Annotated in this window: 15 protein-coding genes; 9 read left to right on the top strand and 6 right to left on the bottom strand. The window is 73.6% G+C overall.

Translation table 11 applies throughout. The features are described from left to right. Positions 1-29: 29 nt before the first annotated feature. A complete protein-coding gene (locus ES689_RS05730; RefSeq protein WP_146901276.1) occupies positions 30-431 on the bottom strand; it encodes a hypothetical protein in 402 nt (133 codons plus the stop codon). A 299-nt stretch (positions 432-730) separates the two neighbouring features. Between ES689_RS05730 and ES689_RS05735 the strand changes: the two genes are divergently transcribed. Both ES689_RS05735 and ES689_RS05740 read left to right on the top strand, forming a co-directional pair. After that, positions 731-1783 carry an LLM class flavin-dependent oxidoreductase gene (locus tag ES689_RS05735; protein WP_146901279.1) on the top strand — a complete coding sequence of 351 codons (1053 nt, stop codon included), beginning with the start codon at positions 731-733 and terminating at the stop codon, positions 1781-1783. 74 nt (positions 1784-1857) lie between these two features. Then, the gene (locus tag ES689_RS05740; protein WP_146901282.1) at positions 1858-2832 is read left to right on the top strand and encodes an acetylxylan esterase; all 975 of its coding nucleotides are present in this window, start codon (positions 1858-1860) and stop codon (positions 2830-2832) included. Positions 2833-3067: 235 nt separating this feature from the next. On the opposite strand, the gene ES689_RS05745 is transcribed toward ES689_RS05740, so the two are convergent. The 3 genes from ES689_RS05745 to ES689_RS05755 all read right to left on the bottom strand — a co-directional run bounded on the left by ES689_RS05745 (position 3068) and on the right by ES689_RS05755 (position 6151). Further along, entirely contained in the window at positions 3068-3940 is an 873-nt protein-coding gene (locus ES689_RS05745; protein WP_146901285.1) for a hypothetical protein, read from the bottom strand. A 91-nt stretch (positions 3941-4031) separates the two neighbouring features. Continuing rightward, on the bottom strand, positions 4032-4694 hold the full coding sequence (locus ES689_RS05750; protein WP_146901288.1) for a response regulator transcription factor: 663 nt from the start codon (positions 4692-4694) through the stop codon (positions 4032-4034). Further along, positions 4691-6151 (bottom strand): sensor histidine kinase, encoded by a 1461-nt coding sequence (locus ES689_RS05755; protein ID WP_146901291.1) that lies wholly within the window; start codon positions 6149-6151, stop codon positions 4691-4693. Before ES689_RS05755 ends, ES689_RS05750 begins: the two co-directional genes overlap by 4 nt. A gap of 66 nt (positions 6152-6217) precedes the next feature. On the opposite strand from ES689_RS05755, the gene ES689_RS05760 reads away from it, so the two are divergent. The 3 genes from ES689_RS05760 (at position 6218) to ES689_RS05770 (ending at position 9645) form a co-directional block, all read left to right on the top strand. Further along, complete coding sequence (locus ES689_RS05760) at positions 6218-7246, top strand: NADPH:quinone reductase (RefSeq protein WP_146901294.1); 1029 nt, start codon at positions 6218-6220, stop codon at positions 7244-7246. Positions 7247-7412: 166 nt separating this feature from the next. Beyond that, positions 7413-8480, top strand: a complete 1068-nt coding sequence (locus ES689_RS05765; RefSeq protein WP_146901297.1) for an MBL fold metallo-hydrolase — start codon at positions 7413-7415, stop codon at positions 8478-8480. Between the two features lie 52 nt (positions 8481-8532). Beyond that, positions 8533-9645: an ATP-dependent DNA ligase gene (locus ES689_RS05770; protein WP_146901299.1), complete on the top strand. Its 1113-nt coding sequence runs from the start codon at positions 8533-8535 to the stop codon at positions 9643-9645. A 15-nt stretch (positions 9646-9660) separates the two neighbouring features. Here ES689_RS05770 and ligD read toward each other — a convergent pair whose 3' ends face one another. Then, positions 9661-10671 (bottom strand): non-homologous end-joining DNA ligase, encoded by a 1011-nt coding sequence (gene ligD / locus ES689_RS05775; RefSeq protein ID WP_146901302.1) that lies wholly within the window; start codon positions 10669-10671, stop codon positions 9661-9663. Positions 10672-10734: 63 nt separating this feature from the next. Between ligD and ES689_RS05780 the strand changes: the two genes are divergently transcribed. The 4 genes from ES689_RS05780 (at position 10735) to ES689_RS05795 (ending at position 14753) form a co-directional block, all read left to right on the top strand. Continuing rightward, positions 10735-11955 carry a glycosyltransferase gene (locus tag ES689_RS05780; protein WP_223269404.1) on the top strand — a complete coding sequence of 407 codons (1221 nt, stop codon included), beginning with the start codon at positions 10735-10737 and terminating at the stop codon, positions 11953-11955. Positions 11956-12064: 109 nt separating this feature from the next. Beyond that, a complete protein-coding gene (locus ES689_RS05785; RefSeq protein WP_146901305.1) occupies positions 12065-12544 on the top strand; it encodes a heme-degrading domain-containing protein in 480 nt (159 codons plus the stop codon). 43 nt (positions 12545-12587) lie between these two features. Next, complete coding sequence (locus ES689_RS05790) at positions 12588-13094, top strand: hypothetical protein (protein ID WP_146901307.1); 507 nt, start codon at positions 12588-12590, stop codon at positions 13092-13094. Between the two features lie 126 nt (positions 13095-13220). After that, positions 13221-14753 (top strand): APC family permease, encoded by a 1533-nt coding sequence (locus ES689_RS05795; RefSeq protein WP_370512333.1) that lies wholly within the window; start codon positions 13221-13223, stop codon positions 14751-14753. 9 nt (positions 14754-14762) lie between these two features. Here ES689_RS05795 and ES689_RS05800 read toward each other — a convergent pair whose 3' ends face one another. Next, complete coding sequence (locus ES689_RS05800) at positions 14763-16310, bottom strand: MFS transporter (RefSeq protein ID WP_146901313.1); 1548 nt, start codon at positions 16308-16310, stop codon at positions 14763-14765. Between the last annotated feature and the right edge of the window lie 96 nt (positions 16311-16406).

Genomic DNA, 16406 nt, shown 5'->3' on the forward strand with positions numbered 1-16406 from the left:
GCGCTGGGCGGCGGCGCTGGACGGCGGCGCTAGACGGCGGCGCTGCGCCCGGGCGACCCGAATCGGATCGAGACGTCCACGCGCCACGCCTTCGGCTCGCCCGCGACGTGGGTGGTGCCGACGAAGCGCAGGCGCTCCCCCGCCGCCAGGCTGAGCTGGCCGTGCACGTCGAGCGACTCGCCGAGCCAGAACGAGATCTCGTGCTCGTCGAGCAGGTCGTCGTCCACCGTGACGCCGAAGCTGGCGCCGTCGAACTTCAGGGGCACGTCGCGGAACTCGAGCCGCGGGGCGTCGTCCGACCAGTCGGCCACCTCGGGCACCCGGGCCGCGACGATCGTCGCGTCGACGACCCCGTCGCTGCCCATGGTCACCGAGGAGGCGCGCAGGTCGACCCCGAGGTCGTCGCCGTCGATCCGGAAGCGGTTCTCCACGGGTCCCACGCTAGCGGCGCCTCCTCGTCTCGTCACCTGCGATCTCTGCGGCAGCGGCTGCCGTGACTCGGTCGAGGGCGGGTGTTCCGGGCCGAGGGCGGGTCAGCGGCGGCCCGCCCTCGACCCGGAATGCCCGCCCTCGACGATGAGAGAGGGCCAGACGGTGTGTGGTCGCCGATGCACGGGCGGCCTGGAGGAGCGCGGCCGGGTCCGGATGACTGGAGGAACGCAACCGAGACGCGGAGCGCAGCAGGAACGCGGGCGGAATGCAGGAGGCGGTGCATGCGTTGGCATCGAACATGACGAAGCGCATCGGGTTCCTCTCGTTCGGCCACTACCAGGACGTGCCCGGCTCCCGGACGCCCACTGCCCGGGAGGCGCTGGTCCAGTCGATCGAGCTGGCGGTCGCCGCCGAGGAGATCGGCATCGACAGCGCCTCGGTGCGCGTGCACCACTTCGCGAAGCAGCTGGCCAGCCCGTTCCCGCTGCTGGCCGCCATGGCCGCGCGCACGAGCCGCATCGAGCTCGGCACCGGCATCATCGACATGCGCTACGAGAACCCGCTCTCGATGGCCGAGCAAGCCGCGGCCGCCGACCTGATCAGCGCCGGCCGGCTCCAGCTCGGCGTGAGCCGGGGGTCGCCCGAGACGTCGCTCCGCGGGTACGAGGCGTTCGGCCACGTGCCGGAGGACGGCGAGACCGACGCCGACATGGCCCGCCGCCACACCGACCTGTTCCGCCGGGCGATCGACGGCGACGCCGTCGCGGAGAGCGACCCGCGCATGACGGGCTGGTCGAGCCCGCTCGCGATCGAGCCGCGGTCGCCGGGCCTCGGCGAGCGCATCTGGTGGGGCTCCGGCACCCGGGCGACCGCGCAGTGGACGGGCGAGCAGGGCATGAACCTGATGAGCAGCACCCTGCTCACCGAGGACACGGGAGTGCCCTTCGACGAGCTGCAGGCCGAGCAGATCGCGGTGTTCCGTGCGGCGTGGGCCGCGGCCGGGCACGCCCGCGAGCCGCGCGTCGCCGTCAGCCGCAGCGTCATCCCCATCACGACCGACGAGGACGTCCGCTACTTCGGCGTCCGCGCCCAGGCCGACTCGCAGGACCAGGTCGGGATGCTCGACGGCGTCCAGTCGCGCTTCGGGAAGAGCTACGTCGGCGAGCCCGACGTCATCGCCCGCCAGCTCGCCGACGACGCGGCCGTGCAGGCGGCCGACACCGTGCACCTCACGGTGCCGAACCAGCTCGGCGTCGACTACAACGCGCGGCTGCTGCGCACGGTCGCCGAGCACGTCGCGCCCGCGATCGGCTGGGTGCCGGCGTTCGGACGGGCGACCACCGCCTCCTAGCGGCGACCGCCCCTCCCGAGGCGGGCCGCGCCTCCTCGTCCCGTCGCCGCCCCGCGGCCTGTAGACATGTCTGCATGAACACGGACCTCGACGAGGCGGCCCTCCGCGCCTACCGCAGCACCCAGACCGAACCCGACGACTTCGACGACTTCTGGCGCAGGACCCTCGACGAGGCACGCGAGCACGACCTCGACGTGCAGGCGGAGCCGGTCGACACCGGGCTCACGACGGTCGACGTGCTCGACGTGTCGTTCCGCGGGGCCGACGGCCAGCGCGTGCGCGCCTGGCTGCGGGTGCCGGCCGGCGCCGCTGCCTCGGGCGAGCTGCTGCCGACGGTCGTCGAGTTCGTCGGCTACGGGGGCGGTCGCGGGCACGCGCAGCAGAACCTGTTCTGGGCCTCCGCCGGCTTCGCGCACCTGCAGATGGACACGCGCGGCCAGGGCTCGCTCTGGAGCCCCGGCGACACCGCCGACTCCGGGGGCTCGGGCCCGGCCGCCGACGGCGTGATGACCCGCGGGATCGACAGCCCCGAGAGCTACTACTACCGCCGCGTCTACACGGACGGGGTGCGCGCCGTCGAGGCGGCCCGGTCGCTCGACGTCGTCGACGCCGACCGCGTGGCCGTGCTGGGCACCAGCCAAGGAGGCGGCATCACGCTGGCCGTCGCCGGTCTCGTCGAGGGGCTGGTCGCGGCGGTGCCGCGGGTGCCGTTCCTCTGCGACTTCCGCCGCGCCTCCGTCATCACCGACAGCGACCCCTACAAGCAGATCGGGCGCTACCTCGCCGTGCACCGGCACCGCTCCGAGCAGGTGCACGAGGTGCTGTCGTACTTCGACGGGGTCAACTTCGCCAAGCGGGCGACGGCGCCCGCGCTGTTCTCGACGGCGCTGATGGACGCGACCTGCCCGCCGTCGACGGTGTTCGGCGCGTTCCACGCGTACGCGGGCGAGAAGCAGATCACCGTGTGGCCGTACAACGGACATGAGGGCGGCGGCGTCGAGGACGACCTCGAGGCGCTCGCGATGCTGCGCGGGGCGTTCGGGCTGTAGTCGCGGAGTCGGCGGGTCGCCGTCGCTCGCGGCGGGTCGCCGTCACTCGCGGCGGGTCGTTGCTGCGTGCGGCGGGTTCCCGTGCCTTACGGCGGGTGCGCGCTGACCCGCCCCGGGCTCCAGGAACCCGCCGACATGCCCTGGCACGACACAGAGGGGCCGAGCAGCTTCGCGCTGCTCGGCCCCTCTCGGTGCGGCGACCCGTGCGGCGAAGTGTCGGCCGCGGCGGACCCGCTCAGCCGATCGGCGTCGGGTTCGTCGGCAGCGGCGGAACCGGCAGCGAGCCGCGGATCTGGTTCTGCGCCTGGCACTGGCTCGTGCAGTTGGTGGCTCCGGCGCTCAGCTCGATCGCGTCCTCGCCGAGGACTCCCCCGAGGCGGCCGCCCGACTGGACGAGCCACTTCGTGACGGTGCCGGTCTGCAGGGTCTTCGTCGCGACCTGGGGGCTGTCCTTGCCGAGCAGCATCTGGTGCGCTCCGGCACCCGAGGTCACGGGGTCGACGCCGTCGCCGAAGTTGACCTTGCCCGTGTACTGGTTGACGAAGTAGAACAGGCCGGCCCCGAGGGTGTGCGTGAACTCGACGGGTGCGCCGAACTCGGACTCCATCTGGAAGATGCCGCCCTGGGCGCCGTCCTTCGCCTGGATCTTGAACTTGCCGCCCGCGGTGCTGAACAGGACGACGAGAGTGTCGTCCTTGACCTCGAGGCTCTTGATCGTCGCGCCCGCGAGCTGTGCCGGCGTGAGGGTCGGCACCTTGGAGGCGAAGACGACGGTCGGCTTCGTCACCATCCGCTGCGTGTCCGGCGCGCCGGTCAGCGTGTAGTCGTAGACGCCCAGGGTGGCGACGTCGATGTCGAAGCCGTTGTTGACGCCCCGCACCGCGATGCGGCCGGTCGGGACGATGCCGCCGACCTTGACGCTCTTGCCGGGCGCAGGGTCGTAGGTCGTGCTGCCGATCGTCACGCGGTAGTCGCCGCCCGCGCTGGTCTTGCCGGAGGCGCTGGCCGGGCCGGCCGAGAGGGCCAGCGACCCGGCGACGACGGCCGCGACGAGCACCGCCGCGCGGAGCTGACGGGCCGTGCGGCCGAGAGGTGTGGTGGTGGTCATGGCGGGCTCCTCGTGGAGGGTGGACGACCCGTCCCCCGGGCCTGCGACCACTCTCGCCGGGGCCGTCGCGCGGCACCATCGGACCTTGGTACTAGTACCCGTTGTCCCTCGCCCACAGGGCCGCGCTCGTCCGGTCGGCGACGCCGATCCGGCGGAAGACGCTGCCGACGTGCGCCTTGACCGTGCGCTCGCTGATGCCGAGCTCGGTGCCGATCTGCTTGTTCGCGCGGCCCCGGGCGAGGAGGCGGAGCACCTCGGCCTCCCTGCCCGAGACGAGCGGGGCCGGGTCGGGCACGTCGAGCGCGTCGGACACGTCGGCGGACGCCGGCGTGTGCGGCGCGGTCCTGTCCGGCAGCAGCGCCCTGGCGGCGCGCGGGTCGAGCGGCGCCCCGCCCGCCTCGGCGGCCCGGACCCCCGCGACGACAGTCGCGGGCTCGGCGTCCTTGAGCAGGTACCCGACGGCCCCCGCGGCCAGCGCCTCCCTGACCGAGGAGGCGTCGGGCACGGACGTGAGCACCACGACGTGCACGCTAGGGTCGGCCGCCACGATGCGGCGCGTCGCCTCGACGCCGCCGATGCCGGGCATCGAGAGGTCCATGAGCACGACGTCGGGCCGGTGCAGGGCGGCCGCGGCGACTCCTCGTTCGCCGTCCGCCGCCTCCTCGACCACCACGACGCCCTCGGCCTGGTCGACGAGCGACCGGAGCCCCTGGCGGACCAGCGGGTGGTCGTCGACCACGAGGACGCGGATCACGGCCGGCTCCCGGGGCCGACCGCGGCGGGCGGGGCGGCCACCGCCGAGGCCGGCAGGGCGAGACGCCACCGCGTGCCGCGGCCGGGCGCGGTCTGCACGTCGAGGCCCGCGCCTCCTGCGCTCGCGACGTCGGCGAGCACCCGCAGGCCGAAGTGGTCGGGCTCGGGGCGGGTCAGCAGCTCGGGGTCGAAGCCCGCGCCGTCGTCGGCGATCGTGACGACGACGCCGCCCTCGTCAGGACGGACCGCGGTGACCGACACGACGGAGGCACGGGCGTGGGCCACGACGTTCGCCAGGCACTCCTGCACCACCCGGAACACGAGCCGCTGGCCCTCGTCGTCGAGCGCGGCGAGCTCGTCGGCGGTCTCGGCGTCGAGCACGACCGCGACGCCCCGCGACCGCACGCCCGCCGCGAGGTCGTCGAGCGCCGGGCCGATGCCCGCCCGCGCGAGGTTGGGCGGGTAGATGTCCACCAACAGCGAGCGCAGGCCGCCGACGCTGCCGCGCAGTGCCCCCGCCACCCGGTCGAGCCCGTCGGCCGTGGTGTCGTCGCCGCGCGCCCTCGCCGAGCCGGACTCGGCCGAGACCGCGAGCGAGGCGCCCACGAGATCCTGCACCACGCCGTCGTGAAGCGCCCCCGCGATGCGGCGTCGCTCGTCGGCGCTCGCGTCGAGCGCCCGCTCGAGCAACGCCTCGCGCTGGACCCTGGCCCGGTCGAGGGCCCGCAGCAGCTGCCTCAGAACGGGCAGCAACAGCAGCACGACGAGCACGATGCTGCCGATCGTGATGCCCGCGAACCCGGCGAACAGCTGCCCGCTGCGCTGCAGCACCTCGTCGTAGCGGAAGTAGACCTCGAACAGCAGCGTCTGCCCGCCCGGCGTCTCGACGGCCCTGTAGGCCTCGAGCAGCTTGCCGCGGTCGCGCTCGTACTCGTTCTCGGGGGCTGTCAGGTCGCTGACCTCGGCCTCGACGCCCGTGCCGGTGCCGGTGCCCGCGGCGGCGAGCGCCTCGAGGTCGTCCTCGTCGAGCTCGAACCGGCGGTCGATCAGCGCGGGCTCGTCCGACCAGACGACCCGGCCGGTGTCGTCCCAGATCTTGACGCGGACGATGCTCGAGCTGAGGACGTGGTCGCGGACCTCCTCGTCCATCGCACGCCGCGCCTCCTCGTCGCCGTCGACCAGCGCGTCGGTGAGCGCCGGCTCGACGATCGCGTCGGCGATGCGGTCGGCGCGGTCGGCGGCGTCGCGGACCGACTCGGCCTCGGCGAGGCCGCGGGCGGCGAACAGGGCCGCGACCGCGACCGCCACGATGACGAGCACCGACACGACGGCGACCCAGGCGACGACGCCGGAGGGGCGGGGGTCGGCGGCGGAGGCGGTCGTGCGGTCGGCGGGCCGGGCGACGCTGGTCCAGCGCTGGACGGCGCCGCTGCCGCCCTCCCCCCGAGGTGTGCTCATCTGCACATCTTCGCCGATCTGCGTCCCCGCGGAACACGCGCCGCTGCCGCGTCGTTGACTGGGGGCATGAAGTCGATCACCTACACCGAGACCGGTCCGTCGTCCGTCCTGCACCTCGTCGAGCGCGAGCTGCCCGAGCCGGGGGCAGGCGAGGTCCGCGTCCGCGTCGTCGCGTCCGGCGTGAACCCGACCGACTGGAAGTCGCGCACCGGCGAGACGAGCGGCGGCGAGGTGCCGTTCCCCGTGATCGTGCCGAACCAGGACGGCGCCGGCGTCGTGGACGCCGTCGGCGAGGGCGTCGACGACCTCGCGGTCGGCGACCGGGTCTGGTCGTTCATCTCGGCGAACGGCCACGCGACGGGCACCGCGCAGGAGTACACGGTGCTGCCGCGGGCGCGCGTCGTCCCCCTCCCCGAGGGAGCCTCGTTCGACCTCGGCGCGAGCCTCGGCGTCCCGGCCATGACCGCGCACCGAGCGCTGACCGTGCACGAGGACGGCCCCTCGCGACTCTCGCCCGGCGCGCTCGAGGGCGTGGCCGTGCTCGTCTCGGGCGGCGCGGGAGCTGTCGGCCACGCCGCGATCCAGCTCGCCGCCTGGGCGGGCGCCACCGTGATCACGACGATCTCGAGCGACGAGAAGGCCGCGCTCGCCCGGGCGGCGGGCGCCCACCACGTCGTCAACTACAGGGAGCAGGACGCCGCCGCCGAGATCCGCCGCATCGCGCCCGACGGCGTGCAGATCGTCGTCGAGGTGTCGATCCGGCAGAACGCAGAACTGGTCGCGGCGGTCGTCTCGACCCGCGCCTCCGTCGCGATCTACGCCAACGACGGCGGCGACGAGGTGCAGCTGCCGCTCCGCGCGAACATGGGCACCAACACGCGCTACCAGTTCGTGCTGCTGTACACGGTGGGCGAGGAGGCGCTGCAGGCGGCCGCCGAGGACGTCACCGCGGCCGTCCGCGACGGCGCACTGCCCGTCGGCGAGGACGCGGGGCTGCCGCTGCACCGGTACAAGCTCGAGCAGACGGCGGCGGCACACGACGCCGTCGAGGGCGGGGTCACGGGCAAGGTGCTGATCGACGTCGCACAGGGCTGAGTTCGAGTCAGGCGGAGCGGGGCCGGTGCGGAATCCAGGAACGCCCCACCTCCTCCTGATCCGTGCACAGCTCAGGACGGGACCTCTCCCCACTTCGCGGCTCAAGCCCGATCGTCCTGAATGAGGAGGGGGACGGGGGGCAGAGGGGGCGGGCTAGGCTCGCCGGGTGCCTGCTGCCGCTCCCGCCCCGCTCAGTCCCCTGCAGGCCGAGGCACTGCGTGCGGGGACGCTCCCCCCGCTCGAGGAGGTGCGGCACGGCGTCTGGTCGCTGACCTCGCCGGCCACCTCCTCCGTCGCGGACGCCTCGTACGGCTACGTCGTCGAGGGCTCGGACGGGCTGCTGACGCTGATCGATCCCGGCTGGCCCTCCCCCGACGCCGTCGACCGGCTCGAGACGGCGCTGCACGAGATCGACCACGAACTCGCCGACGTCGCCCTGATCGTGGCGACCCACCTGCACGTCGACCACCTGGGGGCGGCCGACGCCGTCCGACGCGCCACGGGGGCGCGCCTGGCGATGCACCCGGCCGAGCACCGAGCGCTCGCGGGCCGAGCTGACGACGCGGTCGCGGCCGACGCCGACATCGCACGCTGGCAGGTGCCGGCCGAGGCGCAGGAGGCGCTGGTCGCCTCGTGGGGGTCGGGCCGCCTCCTCGTCGACGTCGTCCCCGACCTGCTGCTCGACGACGGCGACGAGCTCCCGGTCGCGGGGCGCCGCCTGCGGGCGGTTCACACCCCCGGCCACACGTCGGGCCACCTCTGCCTGGTCGAGCCCGAGCAGCGGCTGCTCTTCACCGGCGACCACGTGCTGCCGACCATCAACCCGGGGATCGGCCTCGGCGGACGCACCGCGACCAACCCGGTCGACGACGTGCTCGCCTCGCTGGCTCGCGTCGTCGAGCTCGACCGGCCGGGCGCCGACGGGCTCGAGGTCTGTCCCGGCCACGAGTACCGGTTCGTCGGGCTGACCGAGCGGGCGGAGGCGCTCGTCGCCCACCGCGGGGAGCGCACCCGCGACGCGCTGGGCGCCCTCGACGCGCTGCTCGGCGGCGCCGCCGGCAGCGCACCCGTTCGCGGCTCGGGCGCGGCACCGTCGGTGTGGCAGGTCGCCGAGGCCATGACGGGCTGGCGCGGCGGGCTCCGGTCGATGACCGGCCTGCCGCTGGCGTCCGCCCTGGCGCAGACCGAGTGGCACCTGCGCGCGGCAGGCCGAGCCGCCCACCTCGCGAGCTGACCGCCGTCTCCTCGAGCGCACTCAGCCTCGCGGCAGCGAGCAGACTCGGGCGATGACGCCGCCACGCACACCGAGCCCGTCCGCCGACGACGCGGCGAGCCCCGCCGCCGTGCCCACCGCCACCGACCCCGTCGCGCCCATGCTCGCGAAGGCCGTCGCGACCGTGCCCGACGCGGACAGCGTCGAGGGCGGCCTCTCGTACGAGCCCAAGTGGGACGGCTTCCGCGGCCTCGTCTACTGGGACGGCGAGCAGCTCGAGATCGGCAGCCGCGGCTCGAAGCCGCTGACGCGGTACTTCCCCGAGCTGGTCGAGGCCCTCGGCGAGAGACTGCCAGGGCCCTGCGTGCTCGACGGCGAGATCGTCCTGCGCCGGGGCGACCACGGCGGCGAGCGCCTCGACTGGGACGCCCTGTCGCAGCGCATCCACCCGGCCGCCTCGCGTGTCGCGAAGCTCTCGGTCGAGACCCCCGCCTCCTTCGTGGCGTTCGACCTCCTGGCCGAGGGCGACCACAGCCTCCTCGACCGGCCCTTCGGCGAGCGCCGTGCCGCGCTCGAGCGCCTGCTCGACGGGGCGGCGGCTCCCCTGCACCTCAGCCGCACGACGACCGACGCCGACGTCGCCCGTCGGTGGCTGGTCGAGTTCGAGGGCGCAGGGCTCGACGGCGTGGTGGCCAAGCCGCTCGCCGCCTCCTACCTGCCGGGGAAGCGGACGATGCTGAAGGTCAAGCACCGCCGGACGGCCGACTGCGTGCTGCTGGGCTACCGCGTGCACAAGAGCGGGCAGGGCGTCGGGTCGCTGCTGCTCGGGCTGTACGACTCCGGGGGCGAGCTGCGGAACGTCGGAGGCGCCTCCGCGTTCTCGGACGCCCGTCGCCTCGAGCTCGTCGACGAGCTCGCCGACCTGGTGAAGCACGACGACGACGGAGGCATCGCTCACGCCGAGACCGACCGCAGCCGGTTCTCGTCGGGCAAGGACGTCTCGTACGTGCCGCTCCGCCCCGAGCGCGTCGTGGAGGTGCGGTACGACCAGATGGAGGGCGAGCGGTTCCGTCACACGGTGCAGGTCGAGCGCTGGCGCGACGACCGCGAGGCCGCGTCGTGCGGCTTCGACCAGCTCGAGGTGCCGGCGGCGTACGACCTCGGCGAGGTGCTCGTCCGCCCCTGAGCGCCTCCTCGCCTCCTACGGCTGCTTCTTGGCGCGGCTCGGCTGCACGCGCGGCGGCTCGCCCGGCATCTTCGGGAAGTCGGGCGGGAACGGCAGCTCACCGAGCCCCGCCTCGACGTCGCGCTCCCACCAGGCGAGCAGCTCGTCCACGGTGCCGGGCTCGTCGTGCATCCGCTCCCACGGGTCGCCGGTCGCGGCGAGACGATCGGGCGCTGTCAGGACGGTGAACGCCGCGGGGTCGACCCCGTCGAGCTCGCTCCAGTCGAGGGGCGTCGACACGGAGGCGCCGGCCAGCGCCCGAGGAGACCAAGCACCCGCCATGGTTCGGTCCCGGTTCGCCTGGTTGTAGTCGACGAAGATCCGCTGCCCGCGCTCCTCCTTCCACCAGTTCGTGGTGACCGCCTCCGGCAGGCGGCGCTCGAGCTCGCGGGCCGCCGCGATGACGGCGTGCCGCACGTCGAAGAACTCGCGGGTCGGCTCGATCGGGGCGAAGACGTGCAGGCCGCGGTTGCCGCTCGTCTTGACGAAGGCGGTGAGACCGGCGTCGGCGAGCACGCGGCGGAGCTCGCGGGCGACCGGCACCGCGTCGGCCACGTCGGTCCCGGGCTGTGGGTCGAGGTCGATGCGGAGCTGGTCGGGCAGGTCGCTGGCGTCGGCCCGGGACGCCCACGGGTGGAACACGACCGTGTTCATCTGTGCCGCCCAGACCGCGGCGGCCGGCTCGTCGATGACGAGCTGGGGGTGCGACCGGCCGCTGGGGTAGGTCACCTCGACGCTGCGGACGTAGTCGGGCGCGCCCTTCGGCGGGTTCTTCGAGAAGTAGTCGTCGCCGTCGACCCCGGCGGGGAACCGCTGCAGAGACACGGGCCGCCCGCCGTTGGCCCGCACGAACGCGTCGCCCACCGTCGCGAGGTACGCAGCGAGGTCGAGCTTCGTGATCCCCAGGTCGGGCCAGAGCACCCGGCCCGGGCTCGAGACCCGGACCTCGCGGTCGCCCACCTGCAGCATCGTCGCCTCGCTCGCCATGCCTCACCGTATGCCCGGGTGCGTGCGGCGGGCCGGACGGGCCGCGGCGAGTACGCTCGGGCGGTGACCTCACCTCTCCGCATCGCGCTCGTCTCGCTCCACACCTCGCCGGGGGCCGAGCCGGGATCGGGCGACGTCGGGGGCATGAACGTCGTCGTGCGCAACCAGGCGGAGGCGCTCGGCGCCGCAGGCCACGAGGTCGAGATCCTGACACGGCGGTCGTCGCCCGACGAGCCCGACACCGTCGAGCTGGCCCCCGGCGTCGTGCTGCGCTTCCTGACCGCGGGGCCGGTCGAGGCCGTCCCGAAGGGCCGCCACGAGGAGTTCGTCGACGAGTTCCGCGAGCGCCTCGCCGAGCTGGGCCCCTGGGACGTCATCCACTCGCACCACTGGTTCAGCGGAGTCGCCGCCCTGCCGATCGCCCGCGAGCGCGGGATCCCCCACGTGCAGAGCTTCCACTCGATCGCCGCGGCGGACAGCACTCCCCTGTCGCACGGTGAACGCGCCGAGTCGCCCGGCCGCCTGGCCGGCGAGGCGATGCTCGCCCGCGAGTCCGACAGCGTCGTCGCGATCAGCCACGCCGAGGCCGAGACCGTCACGACCCGCCTGGGCGGCGACCCCGAGCGGGTCGCCGTCGTGCTGCCGGGCGTCGATGCCTCGCTCTTCCGGCCCCTCGCCGCGGGAGAGACGGCCCCGCACCCCACCGTCGTCGTCGCCGGGCGGCTGGAGCCCCTGAAGGGCCCCGACCTCGCGATCGAGGCCGTGGCCGCCGTGCCCGCCGAGCTGCGACCCGAACTGGTCATCGCAGGGGGCGCCTCCACCGAGTTCGTGGGCTACGAACGCGACCTGGCTGCGCTCGCCGAGCGGTCGGGGCTCGACGTGCGGTTCCTCGGCCCGCAGACCCGCTCGGGCCTGGCGAGCCTGCTCCGCGAGTCCCGGGTCGTGCTCGTGCCGTCGCACTCCGAGACGTACGGGCTGATCGCCCTCGAGGCCGCCGCCAGCGGGGTCCCGGTGGTCGCCGCCTCCTCGGGGGGCCTCCGCGAGTCGGTCGTCGACGACGTGACCGGCGTCGTGCTCGACTCCCGCGACCCGGTCGTCTGGGGCGAGACGGTGACCCGCCTGCTCGGGGACGGCGAGCTGTGGCAGCGGCTGGCGCGCGCCTCCCGGGAGCGCGCTCTCGAGCACCCCTGGTCGCTGTCGGCCGCCGAGCTGTCCGACGTGTACTGCCGGCTCGTCGGCAGCGACCCGTGCCGGGCGCTCGCCGCGGCGGGCGGGCGTCGCTGACCCTCGGGAACTCGACGAGCCCGCGGCCGCGCCGATCACGCCCCCAGCGCCCGCGTCTAGGCTCGGCCGGGGCGACGACGCCCGCTCGACCCGACCCTCCGGAGGCACCATGACCGACGACACGCTGCTGCGCACCCTCGCCGAGCAGGAGGAGCGCCTCACCTTCCGCAGGTTCACCACCGACACGGCCCTCGACCTCGGCGCCCACGTGCTCACCGGTGCTCGCCGTCGCGGCCTGCCCGTCACGATCGCCGTGCTCAAGGGCCGCCAGCGGGTGTTCCACGCCGCGCTTCCCGGCACCTCCCTCGACAACGACGAGTGGCTCGACCGCAAGGCCCGCGTCGTCGAGCGCTACGGCAAGAGCTCGTGGCGGGTCGGCGAGCAGTTCCGCGTCGACGGCTCGACCTTCGACGAGAAGTCCAGGCTCGACACGGCGCTCTACGCGGCGCACGGCGGGGTGTTCCCCGTGATCGTCCGCGGCGTCGGCATGGTCGGCTCGGTCGGCGTCTCGGGCCTGCCCCAGGCCGACGACCACGCGCTCGTCGTCGAGCTCGTCGAGGACTTCCTCGACCACGGCTACGACAGCTGATCGACCAGTTCCGCCCCGCAGCACACACCCCCGAGGAGGCGCGGTGACCGACGACGAGGCCGTCACGGCTGCCGACTCCCTCGCGCGCCTCCTCCGCGAGACCGCCGCCGAGCTCGACGCCCGGCACGCTCGCGACGAGGCGCTCGCCACCGTGAGGGCGTCGCGGAAGCTGCTGCTCGTGCACACCTCGGCGTCGATGCAGCCCGCGGGCCGGGCGTGGCGACTGGGTGTGCTGCTGCTCGACCGCGACGGTCGGGTCTGGGCCACCGGCCGCATCACCCGGGCGACCGAGCCGAAGAAGGAGCAGGGTCTCTCCGCATCGGTCGAGGAGCGCCGCGACGCCCGCCGGGCCGCCTCGAAGAAGTTCACCGAGGGCGAGGTGGTCAACTTCGAGCACGTCCGGCTGCCGCTCGACGCCGAATCGCTGCGGAGCGGGGCGTCCGATCCGCTCGTGCTGCGCGACGGGGTCGTGCACGTGCGCTGGGGCCGCGGCACCGACGAGGTGCGCGAGCTGCGCGCCTACCTGGCGGACCGGTCCGAGTTCGTCTAGGCCGCCTCCTCGGCCTCGTTGCACGCTCTGCAAGTTCTGGGACGGCACGTGACCCCGGCCGCGCAGCGGAGCAGGATGGGCCGTCAACCGGACCCGTGCAGCACCGATGCGCCCCAGGAGGCCCTCGTGTCGACGACCACCACCCCTCCCGACCAGCCGACGGCCGCCTCCGGGGCCGCCCCCGACGGGGACGACAAGACCGAGCTCAAGCGGGTCATCGGCCCGAAGCTGCTGCTGCTGTTCATCGTCGGGGACATCCTCGGCACGGGCGTCTACGCCCTGACCGGCCAGGTCGCCGCCGAGGTCGGCGGGGCCGCCTGGCTGCCGTTCCTCATCGCGTTCGGCGTCGCGCTCGTGACCGCCTTCTCGTACCTCGAGCTCGTCACGAAGTACCCGCAGACCGCCGGCGCCGCCCTCTACGTGCACAAGGCGTTCGGAGTGCACTTCGTGACGTTCCTCGTCTGCTTCGTCGTGATGTGCTCCGGCATCACCAGCGCCTCCACCGCCTCCCGGGCCTTCGCGGCGAACCTCGCGGTCGGCGTCGGGCTCGAGCTGCCGAACATCGCCGTGATGGGCATCGCGATGGGCTTCATGCTGCTCGTGATGCTCGTCAACTTCCGCGGCGTCAGCGAGAGCGTCAAGACGAACGTCGTGCTGACGCTGGTCGAGCTGTCCGGCCTCGTGATGGTCATCCTGATCGGCTTCTGGGCCATCGCGGGCGGGAACGCCGACCTGTCGCGCGTCACGATCTTCGAGACGCCCGGCGACAAGTCGCTGCTGCTCAGCGTGAGCACCGCGACTTCGCTCGCCTTCTTCGCGATGGTCGGCTTCGAGGACAGCGTCAACATGGCCGAGGAGACCAAGGACCCGAGCCGCATCTTCCCCCGCACCATGCTCACGGGGCTCGGCATCACCGCCGTCGTCTACGTGCTCGTCTCGATCTGCGCCGTCGCCGTGGTGCCCATCGGCGAGCTCGCCGACAACGAGACGCCGCTCGTCACGGTCGTGAACACGGCGGCCCCCGGGTTCCCGATCGGGCAGCTGCTGCCGTTCATCTCGATGTTCGCCGTCGCCAACAGCGCGCTGATCAACATGATGATGGCGAGCCGCCTGCTCTACGGCATGAGCAAGCAGGGCGTGCTGCCCGGGTTCCTGTCGAAGGTGCACCGCACCCGCCAGACCCCGTGGGCGTCGATCGTCTTCACCACCGCACTGTCGCTGCTGCTGATCGGGTACGTGTCGCTCAGCCCGGAGTCGCCCGTCGTCGCCGTGCTCGGCGGCACGACGTCGCTGCTGTTGCTCGTCGTGTTCGCGATCGTCAACGTGACGGTGCTCGTGCTGCGCCGTGACGACGTGGGCAGACACCACTTCCGGGCCGGGCGCGTGCTGCCCGTCGTGGGCGTCGTCGCGTGCCTCTGGCTGGTGCTGCCGTTCTCGTCCGGTCGCGGCGGCGAGCAGTACCAGATCGCGGGCATCCTGCTGGCGATCGGGGTCGTGCTGTGGGCCGTCACGATGATCTCGCGGCGCGGGCGCGGTGGCAGCAGCAGCAGCGACAGCGACAGCGACAGCGACAGCGACAGCGGCAGCGGAGCCGAGGAGGCGCGGGTCACGTCGACGGACGACGCGGGCGACCCCGAGGCGGTGCCGCCCGCCCGCTGACGCGGCCGGTCAGCGCGTCGTGCTCGAGGCCTCCCCGCCGGCGACGGTGGGGTCGGGACCCGGCTCGTAGTCGATGAAGGGCATCTCGCTGAGATCCAGTCGCGGGTTGGTGTCCTGGTTCTCGACGAGGTCGCGTGCCTCCTCAGCCGTGGCGACGCTCGGCATCGAACCGGGAAGGGGGCGCTGCGAGGACTCCCGCATCGCGAAGACCGCGACCGCGCCGACGAGCGACGTGGCCATGAGGAAGAACGCCGGCACGAGCTCGTTGCCCGTGAGCTGCAACAGCCCCTGGATGATGAGGGGCGTCGTGCCGCCGAAGACCGCGATGGCGATGTTGTACGAGATGCCCATCCCGCCGTAGCGCGACGCCGTGGGGAACAGCGCCGGCAGGGACGACGCCTGGCTGGAGACCCACAGCGCGACGCTGACGGCGAGCAGCGACAGGCCCGCGAGCGTGGTCGCGATGCTTCCGAGACCGATGAGCAGGAACGCGGGCAGAGCCAGGACGAGCACCGAGGCCGCCCCGAGCCACATCACCGGGCGTCGCCCGATGCGGTCGGACAGCCGGCCCGCGACGGGCAGCAGCAGGGCGAGCAGCACGAGGACGGGGATCGTCAACAGGGTGCCGTGCAGCGGGTCGTAGCCGAGCGAGTCGGTGAGATAGGTGGGCATGTAGCTCGTGAGTGCGTAGCCGACGGTGTTCGAGGCGGCGACGAGGCCGATCGCGATGAGGATCGGGCGCCAGTGCTGCCGGACGAGCGCGAGCGAGCTGCTCGGGCGGCCCTGCGCCTCGGCCACGGCCTCGTTCGCGCTCGCCTGTGCGTCCTGGGTGGCCTGGAACGCGGGCGACTCCTCGATCTTGAGGCGGAAGTAGATGGCGACGGTGCCGATCACGCCGGCGAGCAGGAACGGCAGGCGCCAGGCCCAGTCGGTCATCTGCTCCTCGGTGGTGAACAGCTGCAGCACCGAGACGACGGCGGCCCCGAGCGCGAAGCCCAGGTAACTGCCGAGGTCGAGGATGCTCGCGAAGAACCCGCGCTTCGCGTCGGGCGAGTACTCGCTGACGAATGTCGTCGCCCCGGCGTACTCGCCGCCGGTCGAGAACCCCTGGAGCAGCTTCAGGACGACGAGCAGCACGGGCGCCAGGGCCCCGATCGCGTCGTAGTCGGGCAGGACGCCGATGACGAACGTGGCCGCCGCCATCATGATGAGCGTCGTGGCGAGCACCTTCTGCCGCCCCACCCGGTCGCCGAGCCTGCCGAAGACGATGCCGCCGAGCGGGCGGGCCACGTACGTCGCCGCGAAGACGCCGAGGCTGAAGAGGATCTGCAACGACGGGTCCGCCTCGGGGAGGAACACGCGGCCCATCGTGACGGCGAGGTAGCCGTAGATCCCGACGTCGTACCACTCCATCGTGTTGCCGACGACGGTGCCGCCTATGGCGCGCTTCATCATCGCGGGATCGACGACCGTGACGTCGTCGACGCGGAGCCGGCGGGAAGGCGCCCCGGAGCCGCGGCGGCCGGCGTCGGGGGCGGGCTGGGAAGATCGGTCCATCGTGTGGTTCCTCTGTGTCTCCGGCGGCACATGTGGTGCGATGGCAGCCTCGGTGGGTGGTCGGGCGGCCAGTGTTCGGCCTCGTCAGGGGGGACC

Origin of the sequence: Frigoribacterium sp. ACAM 257 (assembly GCF_007954365.1) — a bacterium.
In the GTDB taxonomy this organism is placed as follows: domain Bacteria; phylum Actinomycetota; class Actinomycetes; order Actinomycetales; family Microbacteriaceae; genus Frigoribacterium.